The sequence below is a fragment of the Rhodococcus sp. NPDC056960 genome, from assembly GCF_042674125.1.
In the GTDB taxonomy this organism is placed as follows: domain Bacteria; phylum Actinomycetota; class Actinomycetes; order Mycobacteriales; family Mycobacteriaceae; genus Rhodococcus_F.
The window spans coordinates 22606-47546 of record NZ_JBHURF010000039.1; the positions used below are offsets into that span (position 1 = coordinate 22606).

General features: G+C 62.6%; 20 protein-coding genes and 2 pseudogenes. 7 read left to right on the plus strand and 15 right to left on the minus strand.

Features of this window, described 5'->3' with window-relative positions:
• Positions 1-4 precede the first annotated feature (4 nt).
• The 9 genes and pseudogenes from ACFTWF_RS40080 to ACFTWF_RS40120 all read right to left on the minus strand — a co-directional run bounded on the left by ACFTWF_RS40080 (position 5) and on the right by ACFTWF_RS40120 (position 11302).
• Positions 5-362: pseudogene (locus ACFTWF_RS40080) on the minus strand (type II toxin-antitoxin system RelE/ParE family toxin).
• 203 nt (positions 363-565) lie between these two features.
• Positions 566-727 (minus strand): annotated as a pseudogene (locus tag ACFTWF_RS40085) (hypothetical protein); the annotation flags it as partial.
• 323 nt (positions 728-1050) lie between these two features.
• The gene (locus ACFTWF_RS40090) at positions 1051-2358 is read right to left on the minus strand and encodes an ArgE/DapE family deacylase (RefSeq protein ID WP_378466630.1); all 1308 of its coding nucleotides are present in this window, start codon (positions 2356-2358) and stop codon (positions 1051-1053) included.
• Between the two features lie 126 nt (positions 2359-2484).
• Positions 2485-4104 carry an AMP-binding protein gene (locus ACFTWF_RS40095; protein ID WP_378466631.1) on the minus strand — a complete coding sequence of 540 codons (1620 nt, stop codon included), beginning with the start codon at positions 4102-4104 and terminating at the stop codon, positions 2485-2487.
• A gap of 158 nt (positions 4105-4262) precedes the next feature.
• Entirely contained in the window at positions 4263-5819 is a 1557-nt protein-coding gene (gene gcvPB / locus ACFTWF_RS40100) for an aminomethyl-transferring glycine dehydrogenase subunit GcvPB (RefSeq protein WP_378466632.1), read from the minus strand.
• The gene (gene gcvPA, locus ACFTWF_RS40105; RefSeq protein ID WP_378466633.1) at positions 5816-7219 is read right to left on the minus strand and encodes an aminomethyl-transferring glycine dehydrogenase subunit GcvPA; all 1404 of its coding nucleotides are present in this window, start codon (positions 7217-7219) and stop codon (positions 5816-5818) included. The genes gcvPB and gcvPA overlap by 4 nt, the downstream gene beginning before the upstream one ends.
• A 41-nt stretch (positions 7220-7260) precedes the next feature.
• The gene (locus tag ACFTWF_RS40110; protein WP_378466634.1) at positions 7261-8382 is read right to left on the minus strand and encodes an ATP-NAD kinase family protein; all 1122 of its coding nucleotides are present in this window, start codon (positions 8380-8382) and stop codon (positions 7261-7263) included.
• A 134-nt stretch (positions 8383-8516) separates the two neighbouring features.
• Complete coding sequence (locus ACFTWF_RS40115) at positions 8517-9323, minus strand: SDR family oxidoreductase (RefSeq protein ID WP_378466635.1); 807 nt, start codon at positions 9321-9323, stop codon at positions 8517-8519.
• A 548-nt stretch (positions 9324-9871) separates the two neighbouring features.
• Positions 9872-11302, minus strand: coding sequence for an APC family permease (locus ACFTWF_RS40120; RefSeq protein ID WP_378466636.1), 1431 nt, complete (start codon positions 11300-11302; stop codon positions 9872-9874).
• Between the two features lie 437 nt (positions 11303-11739).
• On the opposite strand from ACFTWF_RS40120, the gene ACFTWF_RS40125 reads away from it, so the two are divergent.
• The 4 genes from ACFTWF_RS40125 (at position 11740) to ACFTWF_RS40140 (ending at position 15040) form a co-directional block, all read left to right on the plus strand.
• Positions 11740-12672: a LysR substrate-binding domain-containing protein gene (locus tag ACFTWF_RS40125; RefSeq protein ID WP_378466637.1), complete on the plus strand. Its 933-nt coding sequence runs from the start codon at positions 11740-11742 to the stop codon at positions 12670-12672.
• A gap of 5 nt (positions 12673-12677) precedes the next feature.
• On the plus strand, positions 12678-13127 hold the full coding sequence (locus ACFTWF_RS40130) for a hypothetical protein (RefSeq protein ID WP_378466638.1): 450 nt from the start codon (positions 12678-12680) through the stop codon (positions 13125-13127).
• Positions 13079-13711: an ROK family protein gene (locus tag ACFTWF_RS40135; RefSeq protein WP_378466639.1), complete on the plus strand. Its 633-nt coding sequence runs from the start codon at positions 13079-13081 to the stop codon at positions 13709-13711. Before ACFTWF_RS40130 ends, ACFTWF_RS40135 begins: the two co-directional genes overlap by 49 nt.
• 849 nt (positions 13712-14560) lie before the next feature.
• Positions 14561-15040, plus strand: a complete 480-nt coding sequence (locus tag ACFTWF_RS40140) for a hypothetical protein (protein ID WP_378466640.1) — start codon at positions 14561-14563, stop codon at positions 15038-15040.
• Positions 15041-15157: 117 nt separating this feature from the next.
• On the opposite strand, the gene ACFTWF_RS40145 is transcribed toward ACFTWF_RS40140, so the two are convergent.
• The 3 genes from ACFTWF_RS40145 to ACFTWF_RS40155 form a co-directional block, all read right to left on the minus strand.
• Positions 15158-16099 carry a phospholipase D family protein gene (locus ACFTWF_RS40145; RefSeq protein ID WP_378466641.1) on the minus strand — a complete coding sequence of 314 codons (942 nt, stop codon included), beginning with the start codon at positions 16097-16099 and terminating at the stop codon, positions 15158-15160.
• Positions 16100-16715: 616 nt separating this feature from the next.
• Positions 16716-18044: a 2-hydroxycarboxylate transporter family protein gene (locus tag ACFTWF_RS40150; protein WP_378466642.1), complete on the minus strand. Its 1329-nt coding sequence runs from the start codon at positions 18042-18044 to the stop codon at positions 16716-16718.
• A 207-nt stretch (positions 18045-18251) separates the two neighbouring features.
• A complete protein-coding gene (locus tag ACFTWF_RS40155; RefSeq protein ID WP_378466643.1) occupies positions 18252-19355 on the minus strand; it encodes a tartrate dehydrogenase in 1104 nt (367 codons plus the stop codon).
• A gap of 183 nt (positions 19356-19538) precedes the next feature.
• Between ACFTWF_RS40155 and ACFTWF_RS40160 the strand changes: the two genes are divergently transcribed.
• The gene (locus tag ACFTWF_RS40160; RefSeq protein ID WP_378466644.1) at positions 19539-20444 is read left to right on the plus strand and encodes a LysR family transcriptional regulator; all 906 of its coding nucleotides are present in this window, start codon (positions 19539-19541) and stop codon (positions 20442-20444) included.
• A gap of 31 nt (positions 20445-20475) precedes the next feature.
• The gene (locus ACFTWF_RS40165) at positions 20476-20625 is read left to right on the plus strand and encodes a hypothetical protein (protein ID WP_378466645.1); all 150 of its coding nucleotides are present in this window, start codon (positions 20476-20478) and stop codon (positions 20623-20625) included.
• 1 nt (position 20626) lies between these two features.
• Here the strand turns inward: ACFTWF_RS40165 and ACFTWF_RS40170 are convergent, their stop codons facing one another.
• Genes ACFTWF_RS40170 through ACFTWF_RS40180 form a run of 3 tightly spaced genes read right to left on the minus strand, consistent with a single transcriptional unit; the run spans position 20627 to position 23690 of the window.
• A complete protein-coding gene (locus tag ACFTWF_RS40170) occupies positions 20627-21436 on the minus strand; it encodes an IclR family transcriptional regulator (RefSeq protein WP_378466646.1) in 810 nt (269 codons plus the stop codon).
• Between the two features lie 38 nt (positions 21437-21474).
• The gene (locus ACFTWF_RS40175) at positions 21475-22338 is read right to left on the minus strand and encodes a fumarylacetoacetate hydrolase family protein (protein ID WP_378466647.1); all 864 of its coding nucleotides are present in this window, start codon (positions 22336-22338) and stop codon (positions 21475-21477) included.
• Complete coding sequence (locus ACFTWF_RS40180; RefSeq protein WP_378466648.1) at positions 22335-23690, minus strand: MFS transporter; 1356 nt, start codon at positions 23688-23690, stop codon at positions 22335-22337. Before ACFTWF_RS40180 ends, ACFTWF_RS40175 begins: the two co-directional genes overlap by 4 nt.
• A gap of 291 nt (positions 23691-23981) precedes the next feature.
• On the opposite strand from ACFTWF_RS40180, the gene ACFTWF_RS40185 reads away from it, so the two are divergent.
• Positions 23982-24890, plus strand: coding sequence for an SDR family NAD(P)-dependent oxidoreductase (locus ACFTWF_RS40185; protein ID WP_378466649.1), 909 nt, complete (start codon positions 23982-23984; stop codon positions 24888-24890).
• Positions 24891-24941 lie beyond the last annotated feature (51 nt).

Below are 24941 nucleotides of genomic sequence, written 5' to 3' on the forward strand. Positions count from 1 at the left end.
ATGTTCACCTACCTTCCAGCTCGTCCAAATGGGCCGCGAAGCGGTCGTCGGCGATCGGGATGTTGACCTTGTACCAGCGCTTCCACTGTCCGGCCTTGTTGCCGGCCACCAGCAGGATCGCCTTCCGTTCCGGGGTCGAACGCGAACAGCACCCGCAACTCCGAGCGGCCACTCAACCCCGGCCGCAGCTCCTTCATGTTCTTGTGACGCGACGCCTTCACCGTGTCGACCTGAGGTCGGCCGAGCTGCGGTCCGCGCTCGGCAAGTAACTCGAGCGCGGCCACCACCTGCTCGTACGACGACTGATCCAGTGCCAACAGCCACTGTTCGACCAGCCCCACCTCTGCGGTCCACGTCCCCACCGCGGGAGAATATCATTCCTAGATGATATCACTCTTGAGTGATAATGGACTTTCGGCGGTCGAGGTGCGACGGGGTGGTCCCCGGCGTCGTAGAGGCGTTGCGCGAGTGCGATCTGATCGCTGCTGAGCTTCGGCGCGTCAGGTCGGTGCCGCGGTCAAGGACGGTCCGCTCCCCACCGCGCAACGCATCGGACGATGCTGCCCAGCAGGGCCTTGTTCTTCGGCGCCAGATCCGTAATCACGGCCTCAGTGCCCCTCCAGAACTTCTCCGGATCCACGCCAGTGCCCGGAAGCGCTTCGTTCTGCACGAAATCGTACAGAACCCGGGGAACCTGAAGACCGCCAACAGAAACACGATCGGTCATGGTTTTATCGGTCCTCTTCTGCGGTCGAACGCGAACGTGCGTTGCGTAACGTGTGCAATGAGAAAGGGTGGCCCCGCGTATGAGGTCCCAACTGGAGAGTGTTGTTCGGCGCATCTTTGCTTGAGCTGGCCAGCGTGTGCTCGGGGGTACCCGGCGGGTTGGCATCGTGACCCTTGGTCGAAGGGTGAGGTTGTGCTACCAGGACACTCGAACTGCAGGCTCTGGTCACGCTCCGTTCGAAACAATCGCAGAAATTGGCAGTGCGGCGTTCGCAACTTGCCGAGTTGATGCCTCCTTGGCCAAAGGAAGGTTGAACGCTGCTGTCACATCACTCCGCACCAGTCGAGCGCAGTGAGAGCCAAACTTTCTGTCGCAGAAATAATTTCGTTGAGATCGCAGTATTCGTTCGGCTTGTGAGCATTAGCCAAGTGGCCCGGCCCGTAGTTGACAACAGGTATGTCCGTTCGCGCTATCCATGTCGCATCGCAGGCCGCGGGGAATGCTTCGATCACCGCTACGTTGCCTGTTCCCTCTTCGTGAGCGTTACCAAGAGCGTGCACGATTTCGTGGTCACCTCTGGTGCTGAACCCAGGAAACTCGACCGGCCATTCGTAGGTGGGTGCGTGTTCAGCCAGCCACGGGTCCCGGGAGACCCAGTGATTGACGAAGTTCTCGATTTCGCGTTTCACAGTGTCCGAGTCCTCCTCCGGCGGAAACCACACGATGAAATCGATCTCGCAGTATTCGGCGAATACAAACGGAATATCTATGTCTTTTCCGCGTCCGTGAATCGTACCGGGCATGACGACGAAGTGGCCCGGCTTGAACAGTGGGCGTTGCTTGCTGAGACCCCATTGTTCTTCGATTCCGTACAGCGCTTGCAAGACCAAGTAACCTTTGTCGATCGCGTTCACGCCGGCACGTGCACCGGCCCCGCCTGCGCGTACCAGTTCGCGGCGAAGTCCGGGATGCCCGGCGAGCCCATCGACTCGAACTCGACCCCACAACAGGCTTGCAGCGGTGGGGTTGATAGTCAGTGGCGTATCGAAGCTGGCAGATGGCTCGACGACGATCGCTGCGTCCGCGGTGTATCCGTGCTGTAGTACGCACCCTGTCCCGACTTCGTGCTCACCCAGTTCTTCACCCGCCACCGAATGGACAACCAGGTCGCCGGCGAGGTCGATACCCGACGTGCGGATAGCTTCGATCGCACTGAAGGCAGCGACGACTCCACTTTTCATGTCGCTCGACCCTCGACCGTGGATGCGGCCGGAAACTTCACGTGCGGCGAAGGGGTCAGCGGACCACGTGTCAAGATTCCCAGCCGGAACTACGTCGATATGTCCGTTGAGCAACAAGGACCGACCGGTGCCACCGCCCTTGACGACACCGGCGAAATTCTCGCGCTTGTCCTCGCTCTTGACCAGTTGAGATGTGTCGAAAAGATGGCCGAATCTGTCCCGAAGCAACAGATTTGCCGCGGATTCCTGACCGAGATAGTCATCGGACCGAACCCCTGGATAATTCGGATTCACACTGGGCACCTCGACCAAACGTATGACGTCGTCGATAATTCGTTCACGTGACTGTTCGATCGTGGCGAGCACCCGCCGAACCGCATCCTCTGTCATATCGCTTCCTCAAATCGATGTGATGGTTGGGGGTCGGCGGCAGAGTAGATCCGGACCCGATTGGCCGACGACCACATCGAAATGCAGCCGTCGGGGTGGTGGCCGTACAGAATGCAGACAGACCGGTTAGCCGCGGATGCGCTCGCGTTCGCCGTGCCATTCTCGGTCACGCAATTCGTTCTTGCGGATCTTCCCGGTCGAGGTCTTGGGTAGGTCCGACAGGAACATGAACTCCCGGGGCGCCTTGAACGCGGCGATGCGATCTCGTACGAATTGCATGAGTTCAGAGTCGGAGATACCGGCGTCTCTCTTGAGGACAACGAATGCCTTGGGCCGTTCTCCCCATTTCGCGTCCGGGACGCCGATCACTGCTACGTCCAACACCGATGGATGCGACATGAGGACTTGCTCGACCTCGATCGTCGAGATGTTTTCGCCACCAGATATGACGATGTCCTTTGCGCGGTCCATGAGCTGTACGTAACTGTCGGGGTGCATGACTCCGAGGTCACCGGAGTGGAACCAGCCACCCGAGAATGCTTCTGCTGTGCCCGCTTCGTCACCGAAATAGCCTTTCATCACGATGTTTCCGCGCATGACGATCTCACCCATCTCGGTACCGTCGTTGGCGACGTCGAGCAGTTCGCCGCGTGCACCGCGTTGAGCGCGGACCACCCGGACCGGGCCGGAGGCGAGCATTCCCACCCCCTGCCGTGCCAGCCGCGTCGCCAGCATGTCCTCGCCGAGCCCAGCCCAGTCTGCCTGCGGTTCACATACTGCACACGGGCCATAGGTCTCTGTGAGGCCGTAGACATGGACGATCTCTGCACCGAGGGCTCTGACTGCCCGGATCGTGGTCGGGCTCGGTGGAGCTCCTGCCGTGGTGATCGTGATACGGCGGTCGAGTGGATGCGCGGCGTCGGCGGTGGCGAGCGTCGTGAGCACCGTCGGAGCACCGCTCATATGATCGATCTGCTCGTTGTCGATCAGTGACCACATCGCGTCGCCGCGAACTGCGCGGATGCATACATGCGTTCCGCATGCAGCCGTGACAGCCCAGGGGCCGCACCAGCCGTTGCAGTGGAACATCGGCAAAGTCCACAGGTACTTGGTCTCGAGGTCGAAGTGTTGATGGTGAATCTGACTGAGCGAGTTTAGGTACGCGCCGCGATGGGTGTACATCACCCCCTTCGGGCGGCCGGTGGTTCCGGACGTGTAGTTGATGGAGATCGTCCGGGTCTCGTCATCCACGCCCCAGGGCAAAGGCTCGTCCGTGCCGCGCGCCATGAGTTCGTCGTATGTGGCATGCGCCTGCTCGATGACTGTGTAGCTACCGTCCTGCTGGGGCAGTTGTATCAATTCGCGAACTGTGGTCAGCGATACATCGTGCAGCTGTGTAAGCAGCTCCGGTTCGCCCAGAAGGAGAACTGCCTCGGAGTGGTTGCATATGTACTCGATTTCCGGGGCCGACAAGCGTGTATTGATTGCCACCAGCGCTGCGCCTATGAGTGGGACCGCATAATGGGCCGCCAACAACTCGGCCGAGTTGGTTGCCAGGTAGGCGACGCGGTCACCGGAACCGACTCCTGACCGTCGGAGACCGTGTGCAAGTCGCGTTACCGTAGAGGCCAATTCAGAGTAAGACAAGCGCCGTTGTCCATCCACGATCGCGGTCTTGTTCGGGTGAACCTGAGCCGAACGCTCGAGGAATTGCAACGGCGTTAACGGCGTGTCCAGTCCAGTCACAACGGCTCCTTCTATTTATACGGTCTTTATGATTTCAAAAACACATGAGTTTTCGGTCGACTACATCGGTTGGAACGGCGTCTACGGCAATCTTGTGTTCGACGTGCGACGCACTATTCGTTGCTACCGCTCGATAGTCGGACCTTTTCGGATCGCGCCTAGGAACGGGACTGTGCGCGCGATCGCTGGTAAGCGCGCCAGGTCATGGCGCGAGTGCCGGGGTCGTCGGTCACGCCCGGCTTGAGCCGATGGATTGCTTGGCGGTGTGGCGCGGACTTCACAATCTCAGGGTTGGAGTACGCCTCATCGGAAATCTGCGCGAGTACCGCGATCCATCGATCCAAGGATTCCTTGCCGTACATTTCGCCGGCTTCAGGTGTGAAGGGCTCGGGAATCAGCCACGGTTCATGACTGGTCCACATTGCATCGATTCCAAAGTCGGTCATGCGGTTCTGCACATCGTGCACGTCGACTCCGGTCTCTTCTTTCAGGGTCTGCATGCTGTAGCGGGTCATCTCCAGGCGGGGGCTTGTGCTGTCGGGGTGCGATCGAGTCACACCCCGAATTGCCAGCAGGCCCTTTTCCATGTAGTTGTTTGCCAGCACGGAGATGTCGGACGCCTGAGCAATACCTGCAGCTCCCATTGCCCGTACCCATGCGTAGGCTTTTAAGATCACTGGCACGTTGCCCCAGAATTCGCGTACCTTGCCGACACTGTTCGGGCGGTCATGGTCGAGGTGATATCGCTCACCATCGAAACTTACGAGTGGGGCAGGTAGGAACGGTGCGAGCTCGGCCGAGCAACCGTAAGCGCCGGTAGCAGGTCCTCCCACGCCACTCTTCGGTGCGCCAAAGGTTTTGTGAAGCATGAACATACATGCATCGAATCCGATTTCACGGGGTCGAATTTTTGACATTGTTCCGTTGAAGTTGGCGCTGTCGTAGAAACAAAGCCCCCCAGCTTCGTGGACTATTCGCACCCATTCCTTCATTTCTGGGTTGTACACGCCCATGTCATCGGGATTGCCTACCATCAAGGCGGCGGTTCGGTTGGACACAACCGCTTTGAGCGCGTCGAGAGATGGATAGCCGTTCTCGTCGAGCATCAACGTGATCACTTTGAACCCCGCGGCGGCAGCTGTCGCAGCATTGCAAGGATGGGTTTGAATGGTTGTGATGACTTCGTTCCGTTGTTCCAGTTCGCCGCGGGAAGCATGGTACGCACGGGTGACCGTTGCGTTGACGAACGCCGCTTCCGCGCCACCGCCGGCCTGGAATACGAACTGGTCCATTCCGGAGAGTTCACGCAGGATGAGATCCATTCCATGCACGATCTCCAGGGTTCCTTGCAGCGTGTCCTCGTGCTGTAGCGGGTGCACTTCGGTGATCTCGGGCCGCCAGGCCAGTGCCTCGTTGACCTGCGGATTGTATTTCATCGTGCAGGTGCCGAAGAGGCTGACTCCCATCATTCCCAGAGTTTGTTGTGACAAACGTAAGTAGTGGTAGAGCACCTCGGGCTCGGACATCTCGGGTAGCGCGGGACGGTCGCGTCGACGCATCGCCGGCGGGATCAGATCGGCCGGCGCACCGACCCGTGCTTGGATGTCGTCTTCGGTGCGGGGGACTATCGCGCCTCGACGGCCTGGGTAGCCCATCTCCATGATGATCGGTTCGTTCCAGACTGGGGCCTGAATTTCGTTCACGCTGGTGTTCATTTCGCGGTCACCTTTCTGAGAGCGTCCACCAGGCGGTGGATGTCAGCTTGTGTGTGTACTTCGGTGACGCAGTAGAGTGCGCTGGTCCCTAATTCGGGAAAGTCTTCGGTCAGGTCTTTCCCACCGAAGATTCCTACATCCAACAATGCTGCGTTGATCTCACCGACGGATCGTCCGGTTCCTTCAAAGTTGACGACGAATTCTTTGAAGAAACCCGACGGGAAAGTGACCCGGACTCCGTCGATGTCCGACAACAACTGTGCCGCGTAGTGCGCGCGCTGGAGAATCGCCCCTCCGACATCCTCGAACCCCTGAGGCCCCATCAGCGCCATGTATGTCGTTGCAGCGATGGCCCACATGTAGACCGAATGACCGGTCCAGTCGTTTCCTTTGTCGCGCAACCCATACGAGGACTGCTCGAACAAGCTCAGTCCGAAGCCATATTCCCCAGGCTTGATCGTTTCAGCAATGCTGATGAACAGCGTGGGGTACTGATGGGCGTAGCGGTCCTCGTCGCGAGATGCTATGAAACCTCCCACTCCCCCGCCTGTATGCATATGAATGCCCAGCGGCTGAATTGTTCCCACCACGATGTCCGCGCCGAAATCGACGGGCGACGATAGTACGCCCAACGAAATGGGGTCGATTCCGACGACCGTTTCAGCACCTGCGGCACGTGCAATCGCCGCAATCTCGGCCCCTTGTTGCTCGACTACCCCTAAGTACGAGGGGGTTTCGAAGTACACCGCCGCTGTGTGCGGACCTACCGCCGCTCGAAGGTCGTCCAAATCGATCAATCCACTGATGGGGTCGTAGTCGACCAAACGGACCGTGATGTGGCTTTCCATCTCGGTTGGTTCGAGATAGTTTCGGATAACCGACAACCGCTCGGGGTCGATCGCGCGCACGACTGCGACTTCCGTGCGATCGGTGATGCGGGCGGCCATCCTCAAGGCATGGCCCGCTGCCGAACCCCAACTTCGGACCGGAAGTCCCACCAGATCGAGCTTCAACAACTCAGCCAATTGGCTGCAGAACTCGAACCAGGTCTGGTTGCGACCGTGATCGGAGCTCGGCTCGCCGAAAACCGAGGTGAGCCACTCGTTGCGGCGTACCACCTCGTCGCACGCAGCTGGGACATGATGCTGCCACATACCGGCTCCGAGAAAACTTAGGTTCTGCTCGGTTGTACGGTTCTTCGCGAGAGTCTTTACAAGATGCCGTCGCAGTTCGGCCTCGCTCAAGACCGGGGGCAGCTCGAGCGGGCGGGTCGTTCGATGGTCGGAGGGGATCTGCTCGAAGAGCTCCGCGATCGTGCCAACGCCTATCTCATCGAGCATTTCCTGCTGTAGCTCGTCGACTGAATTCGCCATGTACGGATGCGCTGTTTTATTGCTCATTGATATGTCCTTTTGCTCTACCTGGCCGGTTTGATTTCTCGTCAAGCGACTTTGTGGACCACGCTGTGATCATGACCTGTTCGAATACGGATATGTCCCGCCAGCATTTCGTCCAGCTGAGCATCGCCGGTGTCGACACGAAGCGGCGCACTGCCTAGTGCGATGAGTTTGTCGATGGACGAAAGCACAATGAGGTTATCGATTCCTGCTGCGCGAATCACCTGCGCACTGATTTGCTGGTTGCCGCGCCCGAAGAGACTGCCCTGCCCACCCAGAACGCCGACCACTATCCGCGCCTGTCGACCGCTCATCAGTCGAAGCAAAGTCTCTTCGTCTACATCGCTACCTATCACTGTTCCGTCCAGTACAGCATCCACGCCCAAGAGCGTGGAGGGCAGCTTCAAGGCGCGGGCTATACGCTGGGTGGTCGTCCCCGGCCCCAGTATGTACAGGCAATCAGGCTGCATCTCGCGCGCAAGCTGGTGCGCTGCGGCATCCAGGTCCTGTTCGCTGCCCGGTCGAGTACCGGATTTGGCGTTCTGGACGAGATGACGCTCGAAGGGGCTACATGCATACCCGTAGAGTCTCGCTGACATCGTGTCGGTGCGAATCGCCGCCTCGTCGAGATCTATGATTTCTGCCTCGCGCAATCTGACATGTGAACTGCGGGACAGGTACAGGCCGGTGAGGCGGCCAGCATTGGCTGGATTGGTGCCGAACACTGCCGAATGCATCTTCACGCCGGCGGGCACTCCGACTAAAGGGACGCGATCGCCAACGGCCAACAGAATGTCCCGCGCAGTGCCATCGCCCCCCACGAACAAGATCATGTCGACCGGATACGCTGCCATGATGGATGCAACCACGTGAGTGTCGACAGCAGTCGAGCGATCAGTCAACAATTCGTACACGACGTGCGGCGTCAGACCGGCTGCGCGTGCGGCCCTTTCACCCATTTCTCCAGGTCCGGTAAGAATCCGGAAACCTGTTATTGCAGCGGTGATTTCGATCAACGCGAGTCGGGCTCGGTCCTGCGCTGCGGGCTGGGCGCCACGCGAGAGAGCCTCGCGGAGTATGTCGGCTCCGTCGGTGCCCTTCAGGCCCACTCTGCCGCCCATCCCCGCCACGGGATTGATTATCAGTCCCAGCGTGGGCGTCGACATGTCCCCAACCTCTGCAGAGAACTTATGCACGTCTATCTCCAATCGGAAGCGGTGAACGCGACTTCTATGGCGCGAACTGGTGCGTTGGCAGGGAGGCGGCGATAGGTGTCACGCGTTAGATGGCAGCCGACGTTCTACAGGACCGGTTCCCCGGGGCCCTTGTATTCCTGAATCATGTTTCCGCCGTCGATCGTGATGAGTTGCGCGGTCACGTACGAGGACTCTTCCGATGCGAGAAACCCTACGAGTGCACCAATTTCACGAGGTTCACCGCTACGCCGGAGCGGTGTGTTCTCTCCACCGATCTGCATCTCAGGCGTCAACGCTGCAGTGTCGACGTAGCCAGGCGCTATCGCGTTTGCCGTGATTCCGAATTGGCCGTTCTCCAGGGCGATTGACTTGGTGAGACCGACAACACCTGCTTTGGCCGCTGCATAAGCTCCCAACCCCGCGAGAGCGCCGATTGGACCGGTCACGGAGGAGAAGTTGACAATTCGGCCGTACCTCTTCTCGATCATGTGCGGCAAAACCGCACGCACACAGTTGAACTGAGTGTTGAGATTCACAGCAATCGTGCGCTCCCACGATTCGATCGTCGTCGTAGCAAGTAGCGGCATGTCGAAGTCGACTTCGTCACCCGCCTTGGCGCGGGCTGCGATTCCAGCAAGGTTCACCAATCCGTCGATGGCACCGACGTTCTCGACGACCTGGTCGAACAGGGCAACTACACTCTGGTGGTTCGTCAGATCCACGGTGTTGGAGCGGACGTCGAAACCCTCCCGTTCGAGATCATCGCGTCGCTCGTGAACCTGTTCGGAGATATCGACAAGGGTCAGCGCAGCACCCTTCTGGGCCAACACTCGGGCGGTTCCGAAGCCGATACCCTGGGGATCGGCAACCCCGGTGAGGACGACATTCCTATTGAACAATTGTCCGGACATGATGTTTTGCTTTCTGTAGAAATGGGAGGCTCATCGGTGCGCGGCCTCGATGCGTGGGCGTGCGGAATCGGCCCTTGATGTGGCGAAATGCTCCACCGGACGCAATGTCATCTCGTAGGGCCCGCATCACAACCGCTTGTTCTCTGAGATTCTGCCGAATTATCGGCGAGTAGAGAAACAACTAGTCCTTTCGGATTCACTCATTATAGTTGTGAGTCGACACCGCACTCGATGACGTGTCCGTGTGACGGTATCCGTGTCCGCTGACATTCGCGAAAGTCTGCCGGGTATGCGGTTCCGTTTGATCGCAGACACTCCGGAAAATGGTCGAGTCAGCGTCGGAGGGTGAGGCAGGTTGCCGAGACGCGCAAATGCGCTGCGTCAGTACATATAAGCTGCAAGCGCTAAGCCATAAGTAGTTAGTCAATCGATGTGGGCTACTCACTTCGCGTCCTCAGTATCGGCCTTGATGTTCAGCGAACGGGTATAGTTCTTGGCCGTCCTGACACCTGCGCGGGTGAGAGCTCAGCATCTCGGAACCACGTTCTTCAGAGATCGTTCACCGGTCTCCTATCGATTAACGCACTCGATACGCCAGCCGCCAGGGCAACGGCCAGGACGGCGATCAGGGCCACGGCTACTCCGTCGCCGCCGACCAGAAGCGGGAAGTTTTTCCCCACCAGAAACACCAGTCCTCCAAATGCCACCAGCGAAACGATTGGTGCCACGAACGTGGTGAGCCAGGATCCTCGTTGGTGTCCGCGGAAGAAGACAATGACGGCCAACGAGGTCAAAGCCATCAGTACGATGATTCCCAACGTGGCTACGCCGGAAAACCACGTGTAGACGTCCAGCACAGGATCCAATCCGAGCGCAACGGATCCTGTTATTGCGAGCAGGCCGTAGGCGGTGACGACCAGCGATGCACGCGACGGTGCGTGGTGCCGGTGGTGAGCCTGACCCAATGTTGTAGGAAATAGGCCCGCCGCACCGAAATTGAATGTAAATCGGGCGAGCACGTTGTGGAAGGTCAAGAAGCATCCGAACAGGCTCACCAGCACAAGTATCTGAACAGCGTCCTGTCCGAGAACCCCCAAGAATGTCCCAGCGAGTTCAGTGACCAGGGTCTGCGGGGATTCGGTTGCCTTCGCGACGAGATTGTTGGGCCCGGCACCGACTGCGACTGCAAAGAGGCTGAACGCATAGAACAGTCCGATCGCGGAGATGGATACGTATGTCGCCCGGGGGACTGTTCGTTGTGGATCGTGTGCCTCGCTTCGGAAGATGACAGTGGCCTCGAAACCGACGAATCCGAAGAAGGCGAACATCAGACCGAGCGAGGGCGTTCCGTCGGTGAAGTGCAGCGGGTTCAAGGGTGATGCAGTCGTCCCATCAGGTCCGCCACGGATGACCATGAGGAAGTCAAGTAGAAGCATGATCGCGACTTCCAGCACCAGAGATACGCCGAGAACTCTGGCACTCAAAGCGATGTCACGATAGGCCAATGCACCCGTGACAAGCAGCCAGGCGGTGCTCCACACCCACCATGGGATTGCGGCACCGGTGAAGTACTGGACTGCGCTCGCGGTGGAAGCGCCCAGGTATCCGACTAGCGCGACGAACAAGAGTGCGTACGACACCAGTGCAAGTGTGGCTGCCCCGCGCCCGAAGACGTGGCCCAAGCCCGCGCGGATAAAGTCGTAGAACGCGTTGGCGTTGGTGACTTCATGGGCCATTCGCGTGAAACCGATGGCAAACAGGGCCAGAGCCAGCGCCGCAACAACGAAGAACAGCGGTGGCACTGGACTTTCGCTGGCACTGACGACAACAGGAAACACTGCTACGGCGGCGGCCAGCGGTGCAGCGCCGGCGGCTACTAGAAATACGACGCCTCGGACCCCGATGCCCTGACCAATTGATGCCGGTGTGGTGCCATCAGGGACACCGACGGCTGAGCTGGAGGATGATTGTTGAGACATGATACCTACCTGACGTGGTCGATCTCGCCGATTGGTCCGATGCGAGAGTTGGATGTAGTTGTTCGAGTTGGTTGTGGCAGTCGGCCAGACGAAGATGTGCTCCGCCGCTTTGCGAATAACTCAGGCGGACTGGAAGATGAGTCACAGTAAATTCGTGAGCCGCACCGTCGGCCTGCATCGACATACCGGATCGATGAGAGGTGTAGCTACTCGGTCAACCCCGAACTGCAGCAAACGCGCTCAATGGACACTCGCTCCTTCACAGTCGCAACGGTGGATGTGCAGAGACGCGCATCACATTCGTTTGCGAGTGTGCCGTAGGGGTTCATGATGAGGGAAACAACAGTTTAGGTAGTTTTAACGCTGTTCTGTTGTGAATGAGGCGACGGCGGTTCATGATGGGTAGCGTTAACCAGTGAGTAGCGAGAGCGAGTTTAGTGGACCTTCATACACGCCGTTTGCGTCATTTCGTGGCAGTCGCCGAGACCCTTCACTTCACCCGTGCGGCGGAAAGTCTTTATGTCTCACAGCAAGGCTTGAGTCGCAGCATCACCGAACTCGAGCATGATGTGGGTGTACCGTTACTCACTCGAACGACTAGGGCAGTTGAGCTGACGGACGCCGGAAGGGCCTTCCTTCGTTCGGCGCGTGAAGCGCTGGTGGTTCTGGACGCCGGTGTTGCGGACGCCCACCGAGCGCACTCCAGAATGTCCGGCGTGTTGCGCATCGGATTTTTCGCTGCGTCAGCACTGGAGCTGACACCGTTGATCATCTCTGAATTTAGAACGCGGCACCCCTCCGTCAGCCCGCAGATCAGAAGCTACGACCTCACAGATCCTTCATGTGGTCTCCGGTCTGGAGAGACAGATGTGGCGTTCTTGCGGCTTCCTATCGATCTGACAGATTTGGGCACCGAGGTCTTATTCACCGAACCGCTCGCAATCGGGATGACCGGTTCGCACCCCCTTGCGGCCCGGGACTACATAGCCGTGTCTGATCTACAGGATCAGGTAATTTCAGCGCCCCGTACAGATGACGCGCGTTGGCGCGCATTCTGGACGCTACGAGATCTCGGTTTGGACGAGGAACAACTACCGCGCATCAGTAGGGAAACCGCGACAATGGACGAGGAGTTGGACAACGTAGCGGCGGGTCTGACGTTGTCGGTGTCTGTTCCCAGCACGGACCGCTTCGCGCACCGAGCGTCGCTGGTGTATCGGAAGATCGATCGAGTACCCGGATCTACGCTCTGCGTGGGATGGCGCGGGCAACCCACGCCGATAGTCCGTGCGTTCCTTGCTGTGTCGACGATGATCCGTGAAGAGCAGCGTGAACTGATTACCCGGATAGAGAACGGTGACGCCGAGTAACTGGATTGCACTACGAAACAGCGAGCCAATTTCATAGCAGCAAAGCGCATTCTCGTGGTCGGCATCTGATCGTCGAGGTCGGGCAGACCGCCACCGGCACGCGGGGCCGCGCCGCGGTGCTCTACGACGTCAACCCGCACCACGGTCACACCCTGGGAATCGTTCTCGAACGCGGCCACGTCGCGATCAAGGCCCTCGACCACAAAGGGCAGGCGGTGTGCGAACGGCAGATCGACGCCGACGACGAAAACCTGCCGGCCGCCATCGCCGACGCCCGCGCTCTCATCGCCCAGTGCACCGCCGACGTCGGCACCCCCCGCCTGGCCACCGCGCTCTCGGTCGCCGCCCCCATCGACCCCCGCACCCACACCGTCCGGCAACTACCCGACGCCCGTTCACCGGGACGGTGCCCGACTTCGCCCCGGCACTACAGATCGGCACCACCGAACCGCTGATCATCGACAACGACGTCAACTGGGCGACCATCGCCGAAAGCCGAACCGGTTCGATGGCGAACGCGGACAACTTCCTCTACGTCTACCTCGGCGCCGGCGCCGGTGTCGGTGCCGGGCTCTTCCTCTCCGGTGGCCTGCACCGCGGCGCCGGGGGAACCGCAGGCGAAATCGCCTTCCTGCGAATGTCGTCCGGAGAGACCCTGATGAGTCGACTCGGCCATTCGCCCATCGGCACCCCCGACGGGCGATCGATCGACCTCGACCGCGCGCGAGCCCTGCTCGACTCCGAGGCACCCGACCACGCCTCCGATGCGATCCTCGACGACCTCGCGCACACCATCGTCAACGTCACCACCGCCATCGAACCCGGCCGCATCGTCATCGGCGGCCCCCTGTCGGAAATGGCCCGCATCACCGAGGGGCTTCGCCGCCGCATCGAGGACACCGCACTCACCGACGTTCAGGTGACCATGAGCCCGCTCGGCCGGACCGCACCACTCGAAGGCGCCGCGATCGGCGCACTCGAGCTGGCACACCACCACCGCGCAAACACGGGAAGCACCGTCGCGGACGCTGCGGTGTAGAACAGATCGTCCGCCTCGCACACAACCCAGGGTCAGACGTCGCTCGGCATCCTCGGAACTGTCGAAATTCCATCGACAGGGATTACTGCTCGGGACGCGCACCCATCTACAAAGCCCACCGACTTCGACACCATGGCGAGAGTCGGGCATCGCGAGAACCCGACGGATATCGGCAGCTTGTACACCGAACCCCGTATAAGTCATGGGTTGCATATGACCGAGAATCCCGGAACTCGCACGCTTGTGGAGATCGGCGACAAGGTCAAGGTTCACGCCGAGGGCACCTCGGTGTTCACGACCCACGAGCATCGACGGCGACGAAGCTCTGATCGAGTCGGTTCTCGGCGCCCCAGGGACTTACCCTTTCCACGCCCAGCTGGACCGCCTGGTCCCGGTCGAGTCCTGACACACCAAAAATATGTCTTGACCTGCGTAGATGACACGCCCACTTGGGTGTGGCGACCGGGGACCTGGCCTGCGTGGGCCACCACTCCCGGAGGGGTTGTGCCATGCTTGGGGACACAGAGTCGAAGTCGGGGGACAACATGACTGTTCATACGTTGATGCGATCCACAGCCAGGCGTGGGTGGACGGTGCGGTGCGATCTGTGCGAGCACACCTTCACCGTCGCGGCCGTCGACAGTCGTGCGCGGGCGGTGGCCGTAGCGGAGACGAACGGGTGGATCGTCGGGGAGCGTACGTGGTGCCCGATGTGCGCGGTCACCCACACCTGAAGCCGCACAGCCTGACTCGCGGATCCGCGGGATCCGACGCGGAACACCGGGACGGTTGCCGGGCTGTGAGGATGTACCGGAAGAACTGTCGGTCTGCAGGGAGGGAACAGGTGTGATGGGGGAGCTGGCCACGGCGAGCAAGGCGCATGTGATGGTGTTGTACGGGTGGAGCCGCGGCGACGATCTCGCCATCCATCAGCTGGGTCAGTTCCTCACCCGTACAGCAGGTGTGGACGAGATCGACATCACCGATCCGCAGTCGATCGACCGGGCCTTGTGGATCGCGGTCGCCGATCCCACGGTGCTGACCGAGCTGGACGGGTGGTGGACGATGGCCGAAGCCCGTAGGGCAGACAGCGGCACCCGCAATCCGGGTCTGGGCCTGGAGAAGTCGATTCGGTACCTCACCGACCGACTCGACACCGACACCATGACAGCGGAGGCGGTCGGCGAGTGCCGCCGGCAGGTCGCCGCCGTCGACCGGTCGATCATCGGCGCGAAGGACCTGCCCGAGCTCGCGCACCCGGACCCGGAGATGCTCGATCTGCTGGCCCGCTACGTGGAGGCACGGTCCCGCGTCCTGGGCCTGACGTAACCCGCCGACAGTGAGCCGGAGTGGGTGCCGGGCGGCGCGACCGGCGATGTCGGCGCGCTCTGATCCCGAGGGGACGTGTCGTTACCGCTGGTAGACGCCGGTAGCGGCCGCGGTGGTTCAGAGGTTCCAGAGCCCGAGCAACGCTGTCCGCAGGCTGGGGGAGGCGATGCGGTGATCGACCCGGAGCCGGGGATGGGGGTGACCGAGGCCGGCGAGAGTGTGTTCGGCGTCCGGCACCGGGATCGGCGCAAGGTCGACTCGGGAGCGCAGCAGGTGACCGACGGCGCCGTGGGCGTGGAGGATCGCGATCGCCTCGGAATCCACGACCGCCGGCGCGTAGAGCCACTGATTGTCGGCGGTGACGAACAGCAGAACGTCACCCCGTTCGAGCCGGCTGTCGGATCTGTCGTGTCGGAACCATTCGAGCTGATACTTCGTCGCCGGCCCGGCCGGGCCGCGGCGGGCCTCGCTGGCCCAGGCATGGTATTCGGCAGGCCCGGGATCGTAATCGACGATGTGCCGCACAAACATCCGGGGGATCGTCGCGGGCAGGAACCCGGGGTCGCCGCGCCCGCGGCTGGTGACCCCGGGTAGGGGTACCGCCCGACCGATCTGCCACTGCGCGGTGGCGTTGTCGAGGAACGTCTGATCGACCTCGGTGATCACCTCGAGCCCGTCGATGAACGCCCCCGCGGCGGCGACGATGTCGGGGTCGTCGGTGATGACCACGGCTTCCTCGGCCAGGGTGGAACTGTGCGAGGCGTTTGCGGAGCCGATGACCGCCCGCCGGTCGGTGACGATGACGTTCGCGTGCAGGTTCGGTGACGACAGCACCCGCACCCCGGCGTCCAGATAGTGTGCGAGCGCGACCGGGGAGGTGGCGTGCGCCCGGACGGCGGCGCGGGAGGCGTTGACGACGAGAACGTCCCCGGCCCGCAAAGGCAGCAGGGTGGGTGCGTCCTGGCCGAGATGGGCGATCGCGGCGCGGCGGGGTCCGCGCGTGCGGATGGCGCGGGTGATGTGCGGCCACGGACTCGGCCCGTGGAAGGCGGTCCCCATACCCGAAAACGGTAGCGGGTCGCAGCGCCGGGTTGGGCCGATCGCGCGCGCATTGCGGGTTCTGGTGGGCGGGGAGGTGTGAGTGACCCGTGTGCACTCGCGCGTGCATACGGGTGTGCACGTGCTTGGTCGCGGCGCTGGTCCGAGCCCAACTGAGCGGACAGGCGCCGGTGCGCAGCGGCAGCAGTCACGACCCGACACGGCGAATACGCCGTCGGAGACGTCGGTCGAGATCGCGAAAGTCGAGCTCGACTTCGGGTACTACGACCGCTGCATCATTGCCCGCCGCCACGCTTTGCCCAGCTCGAACGCGTGAGGGACATCTTCATGGCATTGAATCGAGGCGGCCACACTGCTTGCTGCACTGTTGGCGATTCTCGATGACGTCGGAGACCCGAATGATGACTAACACTCATTCGGGGTCCGCTTTCTCTTTCTCATGCTGCACCGCGGTGCAACAGATCTAGGAGAGGAAGAACCCGCGTCACCTCGCGGCCAGGGCATCGACGCCCTCGGCGAGACGGTCGGCGACTGACAGGATTCCCTTGAACTTGTGGGGAGTACCCAGAACCCGCACGGCCGACGTCTTCCTGCTTGGAGTGAACGATGCCCGGTGTTATCCGAGGACACGGATGAGGGAGGCGGCGGAGATGACTGTGGTGACACCGCCGAGCCGGGTCGAGATCTGTGCGAAGGGCATGAGGTTCATGCGGTTCGATGCGGAGAGGATCGCGACGTCGCCGGTTCCGCCGAGGCCGCTGTGGCAGACGGTCACCAGCGAGGCGTCCACCGGGTACATGCCGATCGCCTTGCCGACGAAGAACCCGACCAGCACCATCGAGAGCACCACGGCGGTGCAGGTGATCACGTATCCGAGGGAGATGACGTCGATGACGTTGTTCAGCGGCACGTAGAGCATGCCGAGTCCGATCATGACCGGGTAGATGAAGTATCCGGAGATGATCTTGTAGACGCCGCGGGCGCTGTCTTCGACACTCTGCGGGAAGACGTTGAACAGCTTGCAGATCACCGAGATGAGGATGACCAGGACCGGTGCCGGCAGGTGGACCACGTGCTCGAGGAGGGTGCCCAGCACGAACAGGCTGCAGATCGTCAGCACGCCCATCGCGTAGTTGGGTGAGGTGCTCGACTCCCGAACGTCCGCGTCGTCCTCAGCCGTCAGCAGGTCGTCGGTGTCGCCGGTCTTGACGAGCTGTCCACCGCCGTCGAGGTGCGGTTTGCGGTCGCCGATCCGGCGCAGGACGCCGGCGCTGATGATGGCCGCGATGTTGCCGATGATCGCGGCGGGAATCAGTTGGGCGATATAGTCGCCGGATTCGCCGCCCAGCGCGGAGGCGTATGCCGAGGAGAGCGGGATGACGCCCTCGCCGATGCCGCCGCCGAGGATGGGCACGACGATGAAGAACAGGGCCCGGTGAAAGTCGTAGCCAAAGGCCATGGCGACACCGATGCCGACCGAGACGGCCACAGCGGTGCCGACGACCAGCGGCGGGAAGATCTTGATCAGGCCGCCGATCATGACCTTGCGGCTCATGCCCAGGATGCTGCCGACCACCAGCGTGCAGATGACGAAATACAGGAAGTTCGCTTCCTTCATCAGCGAGTGCACCGCGTCGAGGGTGTTGTCGTTGAAGATTCCGAAGTAGACCAGGATCGAGGGGGTCATCAGGCACACGAGTGCGCCGCCGCCGATTTTGGTGACGATCGGCAGCCGATTCCCCAACGGTCCGAGCAGCATTCCCAATCCGACGATGACGGCGAGGCCGCCGATCATGTTCTTCGGGATGGAGTCGAACAGGCCCGCCACCATCACGATGGCGGTCAGTGCGATGGGAATGATCAGTGGCACGCCGTCGAGACTGGCGCGGCGCAGGGGCGCGGTGAGTTTCGTCGAAGTCTTGTCGGGTGGAGTCGTGACGCTCATGGGATTCCCCTTCGGGGGTGTGGCGGCCTCGCTAGCCGCAAGTGGGGGAGCGGAGTCGTCACGCTCGGCGACCCGCTCCCGGGAGTGCACCGCCGGAGGTATCGGCGACGAGGTCGGGAGAATGCTGACGTGGTACAGCGATGCTGAATCGGAGCCGGATGCCGACCGGAACAGGTCGGCCGGGTCGGTACCCGGCGGGGGCGCTGGTCAGGAACGAACCAGCGCGAGGCTGGTGTTGGTCTCGAATTGTCGGCAGATCGCGTCGCCGAGAGTCTTGGTGGTGGCGGTACCACCCATGTCGGGGGTGAGCGCGTCCCCACCGGCGGCCAAGACGTCCTCGACGGCGGTCATGATCGCGGCGGCCGATTCGGGTTCGCCGAGGTGCTCGAGCATCATGCTCGCACTCCAGATCTGGCCGATCGGGTTGGCGATGCCCTTGCCGGCGATGTCGGGGGCCGAACCGTGCACCGGTTCGAACAGGCTCGGAAACGTGCGCTCGGGGTTGATGTTTCCGCTCGGCGCGATGCCGATGGTGCCGGTGCAGGCCGGGCCGAGGTCGGAGAGGATGTCGCCGAACAGGTTGCTGGCGACGACGACGTCGAACCAGTCCGGGTGCAGCACGAAGTTCGCGGTCAGAATGTCGATGTGGTACTTGTCCACCGCGACGTCCGCGAAGTTCTCGGCCATCGCCTCGACGCGCTGGTCCCAGTACGGCATCGAAATCGAGATGCCGTTGCTCTTCGTCGCCGACGTCAGGTGCTTCTTCGGCCGGGACTGGGCGAGGTCGAAGGCGTACTTGAGGATCCGGTCCACTCCGGTGCGGGTCATGACCGTTTCCTGGATGACGGTTTCGCGGTCGGTGCCCTCGAAGATCTTGCCGCCGATGCTCGAGTACTCGCCCTCGGTGTTTTCCCGCACGACGTAGAAGTCGACGTCACCGGGTTCACGGCCGGCGAGCGGACTGGTGATGCCGGGCATGAGTTTGACCGGGCGCAGGCTCACGTACTGGTCGAAGTGGCGGCGGAACCGCAGCAGGCTGCCCCACAGGGAGATGTGGTCGGGGACCACCTCGGGCCAGCCGACCGCGCCGAAGAATATGGAGTCGAAGCGGTTGAGCTGGTCGAACCAGCCGTCGGGCAGCATCTGGCCGGTCTTGGTGTAGTAGTCGGCGCTGGCGTAGTCGAATTGCTCGTAGTCGAGCCGGAAGTCGAATGCCGCCGCCGCGGCCTCGAGGACCTGCAGGCCTTCGGGCACCACCTCCGTGCCGATGCCGTCGCCGGGGATGACCGCGATCCGATGTGTTGCACCCATGGTGTACCTACTCTCTACAAAGCTGTGAACGCTGGCTCTCCCCGAAGGGGTGAGGAAATCGGTGACTGGAGCACCGATTCGCCGACTACTGTGGGCCTGAACACAGCGTATCTAGCAACAATCGACCCAGAAAGCCGGGAAGACGCAAGACAGTTTTTCCTGAAACGAAAGAATCAGCAGCCCATGAGTGATGCATCGGCAGACGATGCCCTGTTCTTCGACGTCGTCGCGAGAGCGTCGAGTCTGACCGAGGCCGCCCGCGAATTCGGTGTGTCGGTCTCCTCCGTCAGCAAGCGGCTCAGTCGGATCGAAGGCCGTCTCGGGGTCCGCCTCATCCAGCGGACCACCCGCCGGCTGACGCTGACCTCGGAAGGTGAGCGGTACGCGGCCGGGGCGGCGGTCATTGCGGCGGAGCTGACCGAACTCGAGGAGTCGATCTCCGAGGCGCACGCCGAGCTCGTCGGCCGGGTGCGTATCCACGCGACGCTGGGACTGGGCAGGGCGCACATCGCGCCGCTGGTTGCCCAGTTCCTCGACAAGCATCCTCGCCTGAACATCGAGCTCGACCTCTCTCCTCTCCCGCTCAACATCGCCGGCACCACCTTCGACATCGGTATCCGGGTCGGGTCGCTGCAGGATTCGAGGTTGACCGCCAAACGGCTGTGCCGGAACCGGCGCGTCGTCTGCGCGGCACCCGAATACCTTGAACGCTGCGGAATTCCGCTTGAACCAAAGGATCTCGAACATCACAACTGCATCGTGATCCGGGAGAACGAAGGTGATTACGCGCTGTGGCGGTTCGGCGCAGATCACGACGAGACCGCGATCCGGGTGTCCGGGAATCTGCTGTGCAACGACGGCGACGCGGTGACCCAGTGGTGCGTGGAGGGACACGGTGTGATCATGCGCTCGATCTGGCACGTCGCCCCACTGCTTCGGGACGGCACCCTCGTGCAGGTGCTGCCCCACATTCCCACTCCGGCCGCGGACGTTCATGCGCTGTACTCGGCTACCGCCCAGGTCCCTCGCCGCATTCGCGAACTCGTCGACCACCTCGCTACCGGTCTCAGCGGCAGAATCGAGGGGTGAGTCCAGCGCCGATGATGGTAAGCCGAGTGCGGTGAGCATCCCCATCCCGTCGTCGATGCTGACGCAGTTGCGCGACCTCCGCCATCAGTCTCGGGAAGAACGGACGGCGAAGCTGGCGGGGGAAGTGCCGGATCGCTACACCAACCTCGACCGGGTGGTGGGCGGAGGTGTGTCTGGCTGATTCAGTGAGCGTCGACGTAGCCGAGCGTGGCCGAGATTTCGGCGGCGGTGGCGCGGACCATCGGTCCGATTTCGTCGAGGATGTTTTCCATCCTCTCGGCGACGCCGGCGACGCTGATCGCGGCGATGGGTTGTCCGGTGTGGTCGAAGACGGCGGCACCGCAGCAGGAGCTGGATGGATCGAATTCCCGTGCGTCCTGGGACCATCCGCGCTGCCGGGTGCGTTCGATCTCATCTCGCAGGGCGTCGATGCTGGATTCGTCGACGGGGGATTGGGGCGACTGGATCAGGGCGTCGAGGACGTTCTCGCACTGCACCGGCGGCAAGGCCGCGAGGTAGGCCCGGCCGACGGAGGTGCAGTGCAGGGGCCGGGAGGTGCCGAGTTCGGCGGACACTCCCACGGGCCGGGGACCGCGTTCGCGGTGGACGAACACCATGCTCAGTTCGTTCGGCACGGCGAGGCTGACGGTTTCTTGGGTGGCGGTGAGCAGTGCGCGGAGGGCCGGAATGGCGGCGTCTTTGAGGCTGGTGGACGCGACCGCGGCTGATGCCAGGCGGGCTGCGGCCGGTCCGAGGCGCACGTGCCCGGACGGCTCGTCGACGAGCCAGCCGCTGTCGCGGAGGCGTTCGACGAGTCGGTAGGTGGTGCTGCGGCTGAGTCCCAGGGCGTCGGCGAGTTCGGGGGTGGTGCACGACCGCACCCGAGTCAGGTGGGTGAGGATGGCGAGGCCGCGATCGAGAGCGCCCGAGCCCGGTCCGAGGACCGGGGCGGGCGACGTCTGTGCCGGTGTAGTGACCACGTCGAGACCCATGACGCTCCTTAGACCCAGTGGAAAGGATGTAATCCCACTCAACGAGAATACATGGCCTCTTGGGGTCGGTGTGCGGCGTGCTGTCGGGCGGCCGGCGCGATCACATCGTTGACGAGGGTGCCGATCCCGTCGACCTCGACTTCGATGCGGTCACCGGGGTGCAGCGCGATTCTCGGTGTCCGGAAGTCGCCGCAGCCGGCCGGTGTTCCGGACAGGATGACATCTCCCGGGCTCAGCGTGAAGAACCTGGAGCAGTAGGCGATCAACTCGGCGACCGGGAAGATCATGTCCGCGGTGGTGCCGTCCTGGACGGTGCGGTCGTTGAGCCGGGTTCGAATCCGCACGTCCTGGGGGTCCTCGATTTCGTCCGCGGTGACCACCACCGGGCCCAGCGGGCAGAAGGTGTCCAAGCCCTTCCCTCGCACCCACTGCCCGTCAGCGGCCTGCAGATCGCGGGCCGAGACGTCGTTGGCGGCGGTGTATCCGAACACCGCATCGAGGGCGTCCTCCGGGGCGACGTTGCGGCAGGGGGCGCCGATGACGACGGCGAGTTCCCCCTCCCAGTCCGCTCGGGTGGTCACGGTCTCGTCGATCTCGATCGGATCGGCCGGACCCGTCACACTCGACGAGAGTTTCGGAAACAGATAGGGGACGGCGGGGATGTCCCAGTTCATCTCCCGCACGGTGTCGTGGTAGTTCAGCCCGATTCCGAAGATCGTCGGCGGGCGGTAGGGCAGCACGACGGTGGCCTGGTCGCCGCTGATCACGGGACCGTCGAAGTCGATGCTCGTCGCGTCGCTGATCAGGTCCAGCATGGTCGCGCCGGGGGCGGTGTGCCAGAACTGGTCGTCTTGTCGGGTGAGCAGGTGCCGACTCTGGTGTGCGATCGTTGCGAACTTCACGACACCACCTCCGTGGTGTCGGCCGGTGTCGTGGGGACGTCGATCCCGTGGGCCTTGTGATGCCGGACGAAGATCCACACGATGATCGCGCCGAGGACCCCGAGCGCGCCGGCCAGGACGAACGCGCCGCTGTAGTGGCTGGTGGCGACGATGAAACCGGTGACCGCGGGCGCGACGATGCCGGAGATGTTCGCCAGGCCGTGCATGAGTCCGCCTGCGCTGCCGACGTATTCCTTCGGAGCGGCGTCCTGGATGAGGGTCCAGTAGGCCGGTGCGGCGAGCATGAGGAATCCGACCGCGATGGTCATGAGGATGACCGCGGAGGTCGCCGTGGCGGCGGTGCTGGTCAGTCCGACACAGACGGCGCTGGTGATCAGGCAGCTGACGAGGACGACCTTGCGGGAGAAGAACTGCTTGCCGGTGCGCTTGAAGATGTAGTCGATGAGGAATCCGCCACCGAGGTAGCCGGCGGCGCCGACGATCCACGGGATCGCGGTGACGATGGACATGTCGCGCAGGCTCACGCCCTGGGCGTCGACCAGGTAGACCGGAAACCAGGTCAGGAAGAAGAACAGGATGTAGTTGTAGCAGAACAGCGACAGGGCGGTCGCCAGGATTGCCGGCTGCAGAATCGCTTTCCACATCGACGGCTTCTCGCCGGTGGCGACGTCCTCGATCGCGGCTTCCTCGGCCGCGTCGTCGGCCTCGATCTCGGCGATCTCACGGTCGCTGACGTGCTTGTTGTCGCGCGGGTCGTCGGTGGCGACGATCCGCCAGATCAGTGCCCAGGTGAGTCCGATCAGGGCGATGAGGACGAACGCGACGCGCCACCCGAAGGTCAGGGCGAGGAATCCGACGACAGGGCCGGACAAGGCGCCGCCGAGCGGCCCGCCGGCCTGGTTGATGCCCACCGACCGGGCCCGCTCCCGCAGCGGGAACCAGTTGTTGACCACCTTGTTGGCGGTCGTCGAGATCGGCCCTTCGCCGATCCCGAAGAGGGCGCGGGCGATCAGCAGAGACCAGAAGCTGAAGGCGCCGGCGGTCAGGCCGCACATGGTGGACCAGAAGATCATGGCCCAGACGAAGACCTTCTTGCCGCCGAATCGGTCGGACAGGACGCCGCCGAGGAAGTTGAACAGGGCGTATCCGACCGAGAAGCTGCTGAAGATGATGCCCTTCTCGACGTCGGTGAGGTGGAAGTCCTCGGTGATGAAGGGCATGGCGACGGCGAGCGCCGAGCGGTCCATGTAGTTGATCACCATCGCAGCGGTGAGCATGACGAGGATCGTCTGCCGGAAGTTCCTCTGTCGTGGTCGCCCCTGCGCGGGCGCGTCGGTCGAATGTGTGGTCATGGTGCTGCCTTTCAGCGTAACGACTGGTGCGCGGCAACCGGCTCTTCTCGCTGTTGTCGCCCTGTGCTGCCCGGTGGGGAAGCGGTGCGGTTGCGGCCGGGGTAACCTCTGCTCTTGCGTCCCAATGAATGAGAAGCTATCGTACTGATTGGGATTGTGATGACGGCAACAGTAGCCGATCGTGGCCCACACCACAATCAGCACCTCATTCGGCAGGATGGGTTATCAACCAGTAAGACACCGATGGCTGTTTCGGGAACCGAACCCGCGGTGTTGGGAATCGAGGACAACGTGACTGCAAGGACTCAACCCGGACGGCGAGCCCCCGGTCCGGACACCGGATCGGGGCAACTTGCCGGCCGCATCGCACTGGTCTCGGGCGCCGGCCACAACATCGGGGAAGCCATCGCCCGACGATTCGCCTCCGAAGGTGCCGCAGTCGCGGTGGCCGACATCGACGAGGCGGCCGCGACCCGGGTGGCCGATCTCATCGTCGCCGCCGGTGGTCGCGCCTGTCCGGCGGTCGGAGATCTGGCGACCGTCGACGGGGTGGACCAGGTGTTCGACGAGGTCGAACGGCATCTGGGGGTGGTCGACGCGCTCGTCAACAACGCCTACGCCCGGATCGGGGAAAGCTGCTTCGAACCGTTCCTCTCGGTCGAGCCGGCTGATTGGCAGCGGTTCATCGCCGCGAACACCACCATGTTCTTCGCCTGCGCACAGCGAACGGCACGGACCCTGGCGTCACAACAACGCCCGGGAACGATCGTCAACATCAGCTCACACGGCGCAGCCCGCGCCCACCGTCAGCACATCCCGTACGACTCGGTCAAAGGTGCGATGGAGGCCTTCACACGGGCCGTCGCGGTGGACTTGGCACCGTGGGGCATCCGTTCCAACTGCGTGCGGCCCGGTTCCATCGTCGTCGACGGCGAGAACTGGACCGACGAGGACGCCGACGACGTGCGCAGCGCCCAGATCCCGATGGGCCGGCCCGGAACGGTGAACGACGTCGCCGGCGCCGTGCTGTACCTGACCTCGAACGAATCCGCCTACGTGACCGGGCAGGTCTTCAACATCGACGGCGGCATGTCGGTCCAGGCACGCGCCCCCCAGGTCGAGCCCGGGATCGTCGCCTCGCCCGCCACCCTGACCGGCTTTCCCCCGCGCCTACAGCAGAACCTCACCCACAAACTCTGACATCCGCCCCGACACCTCCGGACACGCACATCGCCGACTCCGGCACATCTC

What these genes read in the sequence shown, in the direction of transcription:
- ACFTWF_RS40170 (WP_378466646.1), bottom strand. Translation starts at nt 21,436, where the DNA reads ATGGGTCTCGACGTGGTCACTACACCGGCACAGACGTCGCCCGCCCCG.
- ACFTWF_RS40180 (WP_378466648.1), bottom strand. Translation starts at nt 23,690, where the DNA reads ATGACCACACATTCGACCGACGCGCCCGCGCAGGGGCGACCACGACAG.
- gcvPA (WP_378466633.1), bottom strand. Translation starts at nt 7,219, where the DNA reads ATGAGCAATAAAACAGCGCATCCGTACATGGCGAATTCAGTCGACGAG.
- ACFTWF_RS40140 (WP_378466640.1), top strand. Translation starts at nt 14,561, where the DNA reads ATGGGGGAGCTGGCCACGGCGAGCAAGGCGCATGTGATGGTGTTGTAC.
- ACFTWF_RS40145 (WP_378466641.1), bottom strand. Translation starts at nt 16,099, where the DNA reads ATGGGGACCGCCTTCCACGGGCCGAGTCCGTGGCCGCACATCACCCGC.
- ACFTWF_RS40120 (WP_378466636.1), bottom strand. Translation starts at nt 11,302, where the DNA reads ATGTCTCAACAATCATCCTCCAGCTCAGCCGTCGGTGTCCCTGATGGC.
- gcvPB (WP_378466632.1), bottom strand. Translation starts at nt 5,819, where the DNA reads ATGAACACCAGCGTGAACGAAATTCAGGCCCCAGTCTGGAACGAACCG.
- ACFTWF_RS40115 (WP_378466635.1), bottom strand. Translation starts at nt 9,323, where the DNA reads ATGTCCGGACAATTGTTCAATAGGAATGTCGTCCTCACCGGGGTTGCC.
- ACFTWF_RS40155 (WP_378466643.1), bottom strand. Translation starts at nt 19,355, where the DNA reads ATGGGTGCAACACATCGGATCGCGGTCATCCCCGGCGACGGCATCGGC.
- ACFTWF_RS40090 (WP_378466630.1), bottom strand. Translation starts at nt 2,358, where the DNA reads ATGACAGAGGATGCGGTTCGGCGGGTGCTCGCCACGATCGAACAGTCA.
- ACFTWF_RS40160 (WP_378466644.1), top strand. Translation starts at nt 19,539, where the DNA reads ATGAGTGATGCATCGGCAGACGATGCCCTGTTCTTCGACGTCGTCGCG.
- ACFTWF_RS40110 (WP_378466634.1), bottom strand. Translation starts at nt 8,382, where the DNA reads ATGTCGACGCCCACGCTGGGACTGATAATCAATCCCGTGGCGGGGATG.
- ACFTWF_RS40150 (WP_378466642.1), bottom strand. Translation starts at nt 18,044, where the DNA reads ATGAGCGTCACGACTCCACCCGACAAGACTTCGACGAAACTCACCGCG.